The sequence below is a fragment of the Aggregatibacter kilianii genome, assembly GCF_003130255.1.
Lineage (GTDB): Bacteria > Pseudomonadota > Gammaproteobacteria > Enterobacterales > Pasteurellaceae > Aggregatibacter > Aggregatibacter kilianii.
Genome location: NZ_NRCN01000001.1, coordinates 608,628 through 621,118, shown reverse-complemented (window position 1 = coordinate 621,118; position 12,491 = coordinate 608,628). Strand labels below are relative to the sequence as shown.

At 43.1% G+C, this 12,491-nt stretch carries 14 protein-coding genes; 13 read left to right on the top strand and 1 reads right to left on the bottom strand.

Translation table 11 applies throughout. From position 1 onward, the window contains the following. Positions 1–12: 12 nt before the first annotated feature. Positions 13–2,277, bottom strand: a complete 2,265-nt coding sequence (locus DK428_RS02735; RefSeq protein WP_109064268.1) for an NADP-dependent malic enzyme — start codon at positions 2,275–2,277, stop codon at positions 13–15. Positions 2,278–2,504: 227 nt separating this feature from the next. Between DK428_RS02735 and rsuA the strand changes: the two genes are divergently transcribed. From rsuA to DK428_RS02670, 13 genes are all read left to right on the top strand, one after another. Beyond that, positions 2,505–3,206: a 16S rRNA pseudouridine(516) synthase RsuA gene (rsuA, locus tag DK428_RS02730; RefSeq protein WP_109090009.1), complete on the top strand. Its 702-nt coding sequence runs from the start codon at positions 2,505–2,507 to the stop codon at positions 3,204–3,206. Positions 3,207–3,210: 4 nt separating this feature from the next. Then, positions 3,211–4,404, top strand: a complete 1,194-nt coding sequence (locus tag DK428_RS02725) for a Bcr/CflA family multidrug efflux MFS transporter (RefSeq protein ID WP_109064266.1) — start codon at positions 3,211–3,213, stop codon at positions 4,402–4,404. Between the two features lie 207 nt (positions 4,405–4,611). Beyond that, positions 4,612–5,247, top strand: coding sequence for a cytochrome c biogenesis heme-transporting ATPase CcmA (gene ccmA, locus DK428_RS02720; protein WP_109064265.1), 636 nt, complete (start codon positions 4,612–4,614; stop codon positions 5,245–5,247). Positions 5,248–5,251: 4 nt separating this feature from the next. Then, the gene (gene ccmB / locus DK428_RS02715; RefSeq protein WP_005701623.1) at positions 5,252–5,917 is read left to right on the top strand and encodes a heme exporter protein CcmB; all 666 of its coding nucleotides are present in this window, start codon (positions 5,252–5,254) and stop codon (positions 5,915–5,917) included. Positions 5,918–5,927: 10 nt separating this feature from the next. After that, positions 5,928–6,668: a heme ABC transporter permease gene (locus DK428_RS02710; RefSeq protein ID WP_005701621.1), complete on the top strand. Its 741-nt coding sequence runs from the start codon at positions 5,928–5,930 to the stop codon at positions 6,666–6,668. Positions 6,669–6,683: 15 nt separating this feature from the next. Beyond that, positions 6,684–6,890 (top strand): heme exporter protein CcmD, encoded by a 207-nt coding sequence (gene ccmD, locus DK428_RS02705; protein ID WP_005701619.1) that lies wholly within the window; start codon positions 6,684–6,686, stop codon positions 6,888–6,890. Continuing rightward, a complete protein-coding gene (gene ccmE, locus DK428_RS02700; RefSeq protein ID WP_050693156.1) occupies positions 6,887–7,405 on the top strand; it encodes a cytochrome c maturation protein CcmE in 519 nt (172 codons plus the stop codon). Before ccmD ends, ccmE begins: the two co-directional genes overlap by 4 nt. Next, entirely contained in the window at positions 7,405–9,363 is a 1,959-nt protein-coding gene (locus tag DK428_RS02695) for a heme lyase CcmF/NrfE family subunit (protein WP_109064264.1), read from the top strand. Before ccmE ends, DK428_RS02695 begins: the two co-directional genes overlap by 1 nt. Positions 9,364–9,394: 31 nt before the next feature. Continuing rightward, positions 9,395–9,940, top strand: a complete 546-nt coding sequence (locus tag DK428_RS02690; protein ID WP_109064263.1) for a DsbE family thiol:disulfide interchange protein — start codon at positions 9,395–9,397, stop codon at positions 9,938–9,940. Next, positions 9,940–10,425 carry a cytochrome c-type biogenesis protein gene (locus DK428_RS02685; RefSeq protein WP_109064262.1) on the top strand — a complete coding sequence of 162 codons (486 nt, stop codon included), beginning with the start codon at positions 9,940–9,942 and terminating at the stop codon, positions 10,423–10,425. The genes DK428_RS02690 and DK428_RS02685 overlap by 1 nt, the downstream gene beginning before the upstream one ends. Continuing rightward, a complete protein-coding gene (gene ccmI / locus DK428_RS02680; RefSeq protein ID WP_109064261.1) occupies positions 10,422–11,342 on the top strand; it encodes a c-type cytochrome biogenesis protein CcmI in 921 nt (306 codons plus the stop codon). Before DK428_RS02685 ends, ccmI begins: the two co-directional genes overlap by 4 nt. A 229-nt stretch (positions 11,343–11,571) precedes the next feature. Beyond that, complete coding sequence (locus DK428_RS02675) at positions 11,572–12,189, top strand: DUF8095 domain-containing protein (RefSeq protein WP_109064260.1); 618 nt, start codon at positions 11,572–11,574, stop codon at positions 12,187–12,189. Between the two features lie 13 nt (positions 12,190–12,202). Continuing rightward, positions 12,203–12,490 carry a DUF5018 domain-containing protein gene (locus DK428_RS02670; protein WP_109064259.1) on the top strand — a complete coding sequence of 96 codons (288 nt, stop codon included), beginning with the start codon at positions 12,203–12,205 and terminating at the stop codon, positions 12,488–12,490. Position 12,491: the final 1 nt, after the last annotated feature.

Sequence of the window (12,491 nt, the reverse complement as noted above, 5' to 3'; positions counted from 1 at the left end):
TGCCAGGGGCAATTATTGTGCTTTTACTGCGGCAATCGCCACCATATTAATGATACGACGAACTGAAGCGACAGAAGTCAAAATATGCGCCGATTTATTCAAGCCCATTAAAATTGGGCCGACGGTGATTGGTGTTGCGGTGCCTTGTAATAGATTTAAGCTGATACGCGCCGCTTCCATATTTGGCATCACCAACACGTTTGCTGCGCCTTTTAATGGGCTGTCAGGCATAACGTCATCGCGTAAGCGTTGGGATAAGGCAACATCACAGTGCATTTCGCCATCAATGGAGAGTTCAGGTGCTTTTTCTTTTACTAAGGTTAAAACGTTGCGCATTTTGACCGCACTTGGGCTGTTGTTACTGCCATAGTTTGAGTGTGAAATTAACGCAATTTGCGGTTCAATACCAAATAGACTCACTTCTTTCGCCGTCATTAGCGTAATTTCCGCTAATTCTTCCGCTGTCGGATCATTGTTCACGAAGGTATCGGCAAGAAATAGGTTGCCGGCCGGTAGCACTAAGCCATTAACGGTCGCGGCAGTATGTACTCCCTCTTGCAAGCCAATCACGTTTTTCAGGGTTTTTAAGTGAGTGGCGTAGTGTCCCACTAAACCACACAACATGGCGTCGGCGTGACCTAAATGCAACAACACGGCACCGATAGCCGTTGGGTTGTTAAACATTTCACGTTTGGCAATGTCCGGCGTTACGCCCGCGCGTTTAAGCATGTCGTAGTAAGTTTTGCAACATTCTTGGTAACGGGGATCGTTTTCGATGTTAATTAACTCGAAATCACGGCCTTCTTTAATGTGTAACCCAAGTTTTTTAATGCGTTGTTCAATCACGCTTGGGCGACCGAGTAAAATCGGATAAGCGATGCCTAAGGTCGAGATTTCTTGTACAGCATGTAAAATTCGGGTTTCTTCGCCATCGGTTAATAGCACGCGTTTTTTATCTTGTTTGGCTTGTGCAAACACCGGTTTCATAAACAAGTTGGTTTTATATACGAACTGGGTGAGTTGCTCGATATAAGCATCAAAATCTTCGATCGGACGGGTTGCTACGCCGGAATCTATCGCCGCTTTCGCGACGGCAGGGGCGATACGCACAATCAAACGCGGATCGAATGGTTTTGGAATAATGTATTCCGGGCCGAAAGACAATTCGCTGTCACCGTAAGCGGAGGTAACGACATCGCTTTGCTCTGCTAAGGCTAAGTCGGCAATAGCGCGCACCGCAGCAAGTTTCATTTCCTCGTTAATGGTGGTGGCGCTGACATCCAATGCACCACGGAAAATGAACGGGAAGCAAAGTACGTTGTTGACTTGGTTTGGGTAGTCGGAGCGGCCGGTACACACAATGGCATCCGGACGGGCTTCTTTTGCCAATGGCGGTAAGATTTCCGGTTCCGGGTTGGCGAGTGCCAAAATTAACGGATGTGCCGCCATGGTTTTAACCATCTCTTGCGTTAACGCGCCCGCAGCGGAACAACCCAAGAAAATATCGGCATTCGGAATGACCTCGGCTAACGTGCGTTTGCCGTTATCATCGATCGCATACAGTTTTTTGGTTTCATCCATGCGATCATCGCGATTTTTGTAGATCACACCTTTTGAATCACATACGGTAATATTTTCCCGTTTCATGCCAAGGGAAACCAACAAATTCAAGCAAGCGATAGAAGCCGCACCGGCACCGGAGGCAACGAGTTTCACGTTTTCAATTTTTTTATCAACAATGCGTAAGCCGTTTAGCACCGCTGCGGCAGAAATAATCGCTGTGCCGTGTTGGTCATCGTGGAAGACCGGAATTTTCATTCTTTCGCGCAATTTTTGTTCAATGTAAAAACATTCCGGTGCTTTGATATCTTCTAAGTTAATCCCACCGAAAGTCGGTTCCAATGAGGCGATAATTTCTACTAATTTGTCGGGATCATGTTCATTAATTTCAATATCGAATACGTTTACGCCGGCAAATTTCTTAAATAAAACGCCTTTTCCTTCCATGACCGGTTTTCCGGCAAGCGCACCGATATTCCCTAAACCAAGCACCGCCGTACCGTTAGAAATTACCGCAACTAAATTGCCGCGAGAGGTATATTTATAGGAGTCGGCCGGGTCTGCCTGAATGGCTAAACATGGCGCCGCAACACCCGGCGAGTAAGCCAAGGCTAAATCGCGTTGCGTGGCAAGCGATTTGGTTGGGGTAACTTCAATTTTTCCCGGAATCGGAAATTCGTGGAAATCGAGAGCTGCTTTTTTAAGTTGTTCATCCATAAAAATATCCTCTTTTGAATAACTAAATTGAGAAAAGTGGCGAGCATTATAATTAAAATTAAAAAGAATTCTGTGACACTTCACACATTATTAACAATTTTTTTGCAGCATGAAAAAGTTCTTTGATTACGTTCTAATAAAGTGCGGTTATTTTTTGCTGTGTTTTTCCGCGGGCAGAGCAGCAAAATTAGCGATATAATGCCCTATAATTTTTATAAGGGATTTCTATGCGCTTAGATAAATTTTTAGCGGAAACAACCGGTTTAACCCGTTCGCAGGCAACAAAAGTGTTGCGTCAAAGTGCGGTCACTATTAACGGTAAAATTGAGAAGAGCGGGGCGGCAAAAGTCGGCCCGGATGATGAGATTTGTTATGATGGTGAGCGGTTGGCTTGGGTGGCGGAAGGACAGTATATTATGCTAAACAAGCCACAAGGTTATATTTGTTCTCATGAAGACGGTGATTATCCGACAATTTATCAGTTCTTCGATTATCCGTTGGCCGGAAAATTGCATGGTGCAGGGCGGTTGGATGTAGATACTACGGGGTTAGTGTTGTTGACTGATGACGGGCAGTGGTCACACCGAATTACATCACCAAAATTCCATTGTGAGAAAACCTATTTAGTGACTTTGGCGGATCCTGTTGAAGCTAATTATGTGCAGGCTTGTGCCGAAGGTATTTTATTGCGCGGTGAGAAAGAACCGACCAAACCTGCTACACTTGAAATTTTAGATGATTACAACGTCAATTTAACCATTAGTGAAGGACGTTACCATCAGGTTAAACGGATGTTTGCCGCGTTGGGTAATAAAGTTGTCGGATTGCATCGTTGGAAAATCGGTGCATTGGTGCTTGATGATAGCTTGGAGGAAGGCGAATATCGTGCCTTAACGGCAGAAGAAGTCGCTTATTTTAACGGAGAATAATCCATTGAATACTGATAAAACGAGACAGACCGGTTTTCTTTTTGTCGTTGCGTTAGGCATTTTGTCTATGTTGCCTCCGCTGGCAGTGGATATGTACTTGCCGGCATTTTTGAATATTGCGCAGGATTTTCAAGTAACGAACGATCAGGTGCAACATACGTTAACATCGTTTGCGTATGGCTTGGCGCTAGGGCAATTATTTTGGGGGCCGTTCGGCGACAGTTTTGGGCGTAAGCCGATTATTTTGTTAGGCGTGGTAATTGCTGCTTTTGCCGCGTTGATTTTGACGCAAATACATTCAATTGGAAATTTCACCGCACTTCGTTTTATCCAGGGCTTTTTTGGTGCATCGCCGGTAGTGTTGGTAGGTGCGTTGTTGCGTGATTTGTTTGATAAAAACGAACTCTCCAAAATCATGTCAACCATCAGCTTGGTGTTTATGGTTGCGCCGTTGGTAGCGCCAATAATTGGCGGTTACATTGTTTATTTCTTCCATTGGCACGCCATTTTTTATGTGATTGCGGGAATTGGCTTTCTCAGTATTTTATTAGTCTTTTTTATCGTGCCGGAAACCCATCGTAAAGAAAAACGCATTCCTTTACGATTAAACATCATTGCCCGTAATTTTATGGCGTTATGGAAGCAAAAACCGGTGTTGGGCTATATGTTTTCCACGTCTTTTGCCTTTGGCGGGTTGTTTGCTTTCGTCACGGCAGGTTCCATTGTGTATATCGGCATTTATGGCATTAAGCCTGAAAATTTCGGTTACTTCTTTATGTTGAACATTGGCATTATGACCTTAAGTTCGTTCTTAAACGGGCGTTTAGTTGCCAAGCTTGGGGCGGAAACCATGTTGCGTTGTGGGTTAGGCGTCCAATTTTTGGCGGCGGCTTGGTTGTTACTGGTGGTGTTATTCGATTTAGGCTTTTGGCCGATGGCCTTAGGGGTTGCTGTTTTTGTGGGGCAAAACCCGTTGATTTCCTCCAATTCCATGGCGTCTATTTTGGAAAAATTCCCTAATGCCGCCGGTTCGGCGAACTCTATGGTTGGTAGCGTGCGGTTTGGTATTGGTGCAAGCGTCGGCTCCTTGGTTTCCTTATTGCCGACAAATTCTGCTGTACCGATGTTATTAGCCATGGTGATTTGCTCCGTTATTGCAGTGGTTTGCTACTACTTTTTAACAGTTAAAAGCCGCTAATAACCGATTGATTAACTCAGTTATATCAAGGTTTTGCCGATTTATGAGAGTTATTCGTATTCGTAACGAAGGGTTAAACTTGTTCTAAGTCAAAAAGAGGTTAAACTACCGCTAAAGAGTTATGTGATTTAATCCCTTCTTAACTACGTCATTCAATTTCCTTATGATAGAATGCCCCGCAAAAAATAAGTCTATCTTCATTGAGTTATGCATCATCAATTAATTATCGAAAATCTGGCCTGCCAACGTGGCGATAAAGTGCTATTTCATCACTTGAATTTACAAATTCAGGCGGGCGATTTTGTGCAAATTGAAGGACATAACGGCATTGGAAAAACCAGTTTGCTACGTATTGTTGCCGGGCTTGCCATACCGTTAGAGGGCAAAGTGCGGTGGAATTCTGAAGAGATTTTTAAGCAGCGCGAAGCCTTTAATTATGATTTGTTATATTTAGGGCATCAGAGCGGAATTAAACCGGAATTAAACGCGTGGGAGAATCTGCGTTTTTATCAGCAGATCAGCCATTGCCGTCAAGGGGACGAGATTCTGTGGAATGTGCTGCAAACCGTTGGGTTGTTGGGACGTGAAGACATCCCTGCCGTACAGCTTTCTGCCGGGCAGCAAAAACGTATTGCCTTGGCGCGTTTGTGGTTATCGGAAGCTCCGTTGTGGATTTTAGATGAACCTTTTAACGCCATTGATAAAAAAGGCGTGGCGGTTTTAACCGCACTTTTTGAGCAACACGCACAACGAGGCGGCATTGTGATCTTAACCAGCCACCAAGAAGTGCCGAGTGCACAATTGAAAAAAATTAATTTAGAACAGTTTAAATGTGCAGAGTGACGGCATGATCTTTTGGAATATTATTAAACGCGAATTACAAATTGCCATGCGCAAACAAGCGGAAATTTTAAATCCGCTCTGGTTTTTCCTTATTGTAATTACGTTATTCCCGTTGGTGATTGGGCCGGATCCGAAATTGCTATCACGTATTGCGCCGGGCGTGGCTTGGGTAGCAGCATTGTTGTCTGCGTTGCTGTCCTTTGAACGATTATTTCGTGATGATTATATCGATGGTTCTTTAGAGCAGTTAATGCTCACCTCACAACCTTTGGTTTTAACGGCACTGGCCAAAGTATTGGCTCATTGGCTATTGACAGGGTTGCCGCTGATTTTGTTGTCGCCTATCGCGGCATTATTGCTGTCATTGGAAATATCAATTTGGTGGGCGTTGGTGCTGACATTATTATTAGGCACACCGGTGTTGAGTTGCCTTGGTGCCATTGGTGTGGCGTTAACGGTGGGCTTGCGCAAAGGCGGTGTATTATTGAGTTTATTAGTCGTGCCGTTGTTTATTCCCGTGCTGATTTTCTCTGCTTCCGTGTTGGATGCGGCAGGATTGAACCTGCCCTATAGCGGGCAATTGGCTATTTTAGGCGCTATTTTGGCGGGTGTGATGACATTATCGCCGTTCGCTATCGCCACGGCATTACGCATTAGTTTAGATCAATAGAGGATTATCTATGTGGAAGTGGTTGCATCCTTATGCAAAATCAGAAACACAATATCAATTGTGCGGTAAATTCAGCCCTTCTTTTGCGATTCTGACCGCACTTTTATTAGGCGTAGGCATCGTTTGGGGACTTGCCTTTGCGCCTGCGGATTATCAACAGGGTAATAGCTTCCGCATTATGTATGTGCATGTGCCGACGGCCATTTGGTCTATGGGGATTTATGGTTCCATGGCGGTAGCGGCATTGGTTGCCTTAGTATGGCAAATTAAACATGCTCAGTTAGCCATGATTGCCATGGCACCGATTGGCGCATTATTTACCTTCTTGGCATTGATTACCGGTGCCATTTGGGGCAAGCCGATGTGGGGGACTTGGTGGGTTTGGGATGCCCGTTTAACGGCTGAATTAATTCTATTTTTCTTATATTTAGGCGTATTAGCCATTTATTCCGCTTTTCAAGATCGTAATGTGGGGGCAAAAGCGGCGAGCGTGTTATGCGTGGTTGGCGTGGTAAATCTACCGATTATCCATTTCTCGGTGGAATGGTGGAATACTCTGCATCAAGGGGCAAGTATTACCAAATTGGAACGCCCGTCAATTGCAACACCAATGTTGATTCCGCTAATTTTATGTATCTTTGGTTTTATGACTTTATATATTTGGCTAACCTTAGTGCGTTATCGTACAGAGTTATTAAAAGAAGATAGTAAACGCCCTTGGGTTAAGGCGTTGGCGGAAAAAATTAATTAATTGGGGAGAGGGAATATGTTCTTTCAAAGTTGGAGTGATTTAATTCATATGGGCGGCTACGGTTTTTATGTGTGGCTGTCTTATGGTTTAAGTTTTATAGCCATCGTGGCGTTAATCATTCAAAGTCTAATGGGGAAAAGTGCGGTGTTAAAATCCGTTAAACGTGAGCAACAGCGAGAATCCCGCCTACAACAAGTACAACAAAAAGGAGAGACGCTATGAATCCAAGACGCAAATCCCGTTTATCTATTATTATTTTAGTGTTGGCAGGCGTGGTGATTGCAACAACATTGGTATTATATGCGTTGCGCCAAAATATCGATTTATTTTATACCCCATCAGAAGTGGTTTACGGCAAAGAGGATAAAGCCGATTTAAAACCGGAAGTGGGCCAGCGTATTCGTGTCGGCGGCATGGTAGTGGCCGGTACGGTACAACGCGATCCGAAAAGTTTGAAAGTGCGGTTTGATTTAAATGATATCGGCCCGTCTATCAGTGTTGAATATGAAGGCATCTTGCCGGATCTATTCCGCGAAGGACAAGGCATTGTGGCACAAGGTGTGTTAAAAGAACCGACATTATTGGAAGCCACCGAAGTGTTGGCAAAACATGATGAAAACTATGTACCGCCGGATTTAGAAAAACAAATGCAAAAAGTTCATAAACCGATGGGCGTTTCTGATCTGAAAGGCGAGAGTGAGCGTGATCGTCAAGCCAAAGGACAAGAAGGTCGTTAATGATTGCAGAATTAGGAAATTATGCGCTTGCTTTGAGTTTGGCAATCGCCGTACTGTTGGCCATTTTCCCGTTGTGGGGGGCAGAAAAAGGTAATGCGCAGCTCATGGCATTGGCGCGCCCAATGACTTACGGTTTATTCATCGTATTAAGCGTGTCTTTCAGCGCGTTATTTTATTTATTCGCCGTTAATGATTTCAGCGTGCAATATGTGGTCAACAACTCGAACACTACGTTGCCGATTTATTACCGCTTATCCGCAGTTTGGGGTTCTCATGAAGGCTCTTTGCTGTTATGGATTTGGTTATTATCCTTGTGGAGCGCGGCAGTTGCATTATTCAGTAAGCGTTTACCGCAAGAAGCTGCCGCCCGTGTACTGGGCATCATGGGCATTATCAGCATCGGTTTCCTGCTTTTCGTGTTATTTACTTCGAATCCGTTTGCCCGTACTTTCCCTGATTTTCCGGTGGATGGCAAAGAACTGAATCCGTTATTGCAAGATGTCGGCTTAATTTTCCACCCGCCGTTGTTATATATGGGGTATGTAGGTTTTTCCGTAGCGTTTGCTTTTTCCATCGCCTCTTTAATGACCGGTAAGTTAGATACTGCTTGGGCGCGTTGGTCTCGCCCTTGGACGATGGCTGCGTGGATCTTCCTCACCTTAGGTATCGTTTTGGGGTCTTGGTGGGCATATTACGAATTAGGCTGGGGCGGCTGGTGGTTCTGGGATCCGGTAGAAAACGCCTCTTTCATGCCGTGGTTAGCGGGAACCGCATTATTGCATTCTTTGGCTGTAACGGAAAAACGCGGCTCCTTTAAAGCTTGGACGGTGCTTCTCGCTATCTTGGCTTTTTCCTTGTGTTTGCTCGGTACCTTTTTGGTGCGTTCGGGGATTTTGGTTTCCGTGCACGCGTTTGCTTCCGATCCAACCCGCGGCTTATATGTCTTAGCCTATTTAATCGTGGTGATTGGTGGCTCACTAACTTTATATGCCTACAAAGGCAGTCAAATTCGTTCACGCGATAATGCGGAACGTTATTCCCGCGAAAGCCTATTGTTACTAAATAATATTTTATTAATGACCGCACTTTGTGTGGTCTTGCTCGGCACATTGTTGCCGCTTGTGCATAAGCAATTGGGGTTAGGGTCAATTTCCATTGGTGCGCCGTTCTTTGATCAAATGTTCCTGATTATTATGACGCCGTTTGCCTTGTTATTGGGAATTGGGCCATTGGTGAAATGGCGCCGTGATCAGTTCTCTGCCATTCGCACTCCGGTTGTGGTGAGCGTCATTATCATGTTAATTGCAGGCTTTGCTTTGCCGTATTTATTACAAGACAAGATTACTGTCAGCGCGGTATTAGGTACCATGATGACAGTAATTATTGTATTGCTTAGTCTTTATGAAATGCACCAACGGGCAACGCACCGCGACAGTTTCTTACAAGGTATCACGAAATTGTCCCGCTCCCACTGGGGCATGGTCTTGGCGCATTTGGGTGTTGCTATGACAGTTTGGGGCATTGCCTTTAGCCAAAATTACAGCGTTGAACGTGATGTACGAATGAATGTGGGTGATTCGGTGCAAATTGCCGATTATCATTTCACGTTCAAGGGCATTAGCGATGCTAACGGGCCTAACTATATTGGCGGTAAAGCGCAAATTGATATTACCCGGCATGGTCAACCGGAAGCGACATTGTTTGCCGAAAAACGTCTTTATACCGTTAGTAAAATGCCGATGACCGAAGCGGCCATTGATTGGGGCTTTACCCGTGATTTATATGTCGCCCTAGGTGAAAAATTAGATAACAATGCTTGGGCGTTACGCTTATATTACAAACCGTTTATCCGTTGGATTTGGCTAGGTGGTCTGTTTATGGCGCTGGGTGGTTTATTGTGTATGTTCGACCGTCGTTATCGGTTTAGCAAAATCTTAGAGAAAAAAGAAGCTGCGTAGTCAATCTGCGCAGACTGAGTAGAGTATTTCAATGAAAAAGAAATTATATCTTCCATTAATTGTTTTTTTTGCGTTAGTCACTGCTTTTCTAGTGCAATTACAACGCAATGCACAAGGCGATGATCCAAAAACTTTGGAGTCCGCTTTGGTAGGTAAACCGGTACCCGCGAAAACGTTGACGGATTTATTATCAACGAAAACATTTGACGAAAGCTTGTTTAAACAAGGTAAACCACTTCTGCTGAATGTGTGGGCAACATGGTGCCCGACCTGTTATGCGGAACATCAATATTTGAATCATCTCGCCAAACAAGGCGTGCCGATTATTGGTTTAGATTATAAAGATAACAGTGAAAAAGCTGTTAAATGGTTACATGATTTAGGAAATCCTTATCAAGTGGTGTTGAAAGATGAAAAAGGATCTTTTGCCTTAGATTTAGGCGTGTACGGCGCACCGGAAACCTTTATTGTGGACGGCAAAGGTGTAATTCATTATCGCTATGCCGGTGATGTAAACGAGCGGGTTTGGCAGGAAAAACTACAACCGATTTATCAAAAATTAGTTGGGGCGCACTGATGAAAAAAACACTTTTATTTTCTACCGCGCTTTTATTTAGCGTTACCGCATCCGGCGCTATTGATGCGTTGAATTTTAGTTCGCCGCAGCAGGAAGACGACTATCATTCTTTAACCCAAGAGTTACGCTGCCCACAATGTCAAAATAATAACATTGCCGATTCTAATGCGACTATCGCGGTAGATATGCGTGGCAAAGTATTTGAATTACTCCAAGAGGGTAAGTCCAGAGAAGATGTGGTGCAGTATATGATTGAACGATATGGTAATTTTGTGACCTACGATCCGCCACTAACGCCGGCAACAGTGATTCTTTGGGGCGCGCCGATTGTCTTAATTTTATTAGGCATGTTATTGGTTTTTCGTCGTAAGCACCCGCAACCTATTTCTACGGCAACAAAACATGAAAGTCTCACAACAACATCGTTAAGCGAAGAGGAACAGCAGCGTTTAAACGACTTATTAAACAAGGAGAATGACAAATGAGTTTATGGTTAAGCATTCTCACCTTAACGCTCATGGCTGCCTTGGTTTGCTTCTTTCCGTTGTTGAAAAAAAATGTGCAAAAACCGTCGGTGCAACGAGATACTTTAAACAAAGCCTTTTATTTTGAACGTTTAAAAGAAATTGAGCGTGATGAAAAACAAGGTTTGTTAGAAAATGCCGAACAGCTCAAGGTGGAGCTACAACAATCGTTATTGGAAGACATCCCCCAACAAGCAGCCGAGCAAATCAACGAGGACAAAAATTACGGCAAATTGTGGTTTGTGTCCGGTTTATTGGCTTTAGGTATTATCGCTGTTCCCGCCTATTTTTCGGTGGGCGCTTGGCAGACGGAAATCATGTTAGAAAAATCCGTTGAAAAATTACCGCACTTTTTTGAACGTATGCAAACGGAGGAGACCAATCCGTTAAGCGAAAGCGAAATGCAACAGTTTGCTACGGCGTTACGCTTAGATTTACAAAAAGATCCGAATAATGCAAAAAATTGGTGGTTGTTAGGACAAATCGGTTTGAATTTGGATAAACCGCAAATGTCCTTAGATAGCTTTGCCCGTGCCAATAAATTAGATCCGAAAAATAATTTATATAAGTTGGCCTATGCCCGTATTTTGATGTTCTCTGAAGATACAACAGATAAATTAAAAGGAAGTAATTTACTGCGTGAAGTGATTCGTGAGGATCATACCAATATTGATGCATTAAGTTTGTTGGCTTTCAGCTATTTTGAAACGGAAGATTATAAAATGGCGGCAGTGACTTGGGCGATGATGTTAAAACTGTTGCCGAAAGATGATCAGCGTGTGCCGGTTATTGAACGCAGTATTCGCTCTGCACGTGATGCGTTAGATGCGCAAGAGCAGGAAAAACGTCAACAAATCACACCTAGTAAGGATAAATAGCGACGCGTAACGTCAATGAATTACGCCATTTGGTATTTCAGATAATGATATTTTAAAGTGCGGTGGATTTTTTCATTAAAATTAATGTACCTTGTAAGTCAATCTGAATGGATGAATTGATGGGAAGATAATTTACTTTTTTCTGCGATCCTGATAATTTGCTAGTTGAGATTTATACAATTCTATTATTTGTTTTTACTTGGCTATTATGCTTTAAGAGGTCTTTATCATGATTTTAAAAAAACTTACTGTAGGGTTGGCGTTTATCTTTTGTTCTCATGTTACCCTTGCTGACTCTTGGAGTATGCATATTTCGGAAGAGGGTGTCACTAAAAAAGTTGCTGAGCAATCTAACCAATCAAGACAAGCAGGTACGTCAGAACAATATTTTTCCTTTTCCGATAATAATGAAAAAGGAAAAACGACCTTTATTAATAAAACCAATAATAAAAAATTAGATCCAAGTAATACGGCAGATGTGAGCGAATTAGGCAAAAGTATTTCATTTGAAGTATTTGAAATTAAAGAAAATAAAGACTCACATTCGGTGTTTGAGTCAGGTGCCGGAATTTGTTATGGTTTTAAATCTAAGGAAGGCGTAGCATTTACTGATTCGACGACCTATTATTTGGATAAAAGCAAGCAACAATATTATGCTAGCATTATCGGCGCAACGGTGTCTTCCGGTGTAGAGCCGCAAAATGTGCAATATGCACCGGTATTTAATATTCAGGATCCGAATTTAGATCGTGAGGTTAAGTCGGAAGAACAACGCAATGGCAAAACTTTGCTGAATAAAAAATTAAAGAAAAACAAAGAGATTTTATCTAACGTAGTGTGTAAATAAGTAGAAGGCAATTATGCAAAAATTACTCTCCATTGTGTGTGTCACTTTATTTTTGAGTGCGTGCACTTCACCGAAACAAACAACAAATAATGCTCCTTTAGATATGCAGGCAGTGAATGCTTATCAGGCAAAAGTTCATAGTGGTAATACGGTTTCTGCAAAATATAAAGTTGTGAATCCGAAGCCTACAGATAATGTTTTGGATGCCAGTGATTCGACGCCAAAAATGAAGGTTTATTATAAGCGTCAACCAAGCGTTATTGTGGAACCTAGTTTCGGTTATTACCGTGGTTGGTATTGAT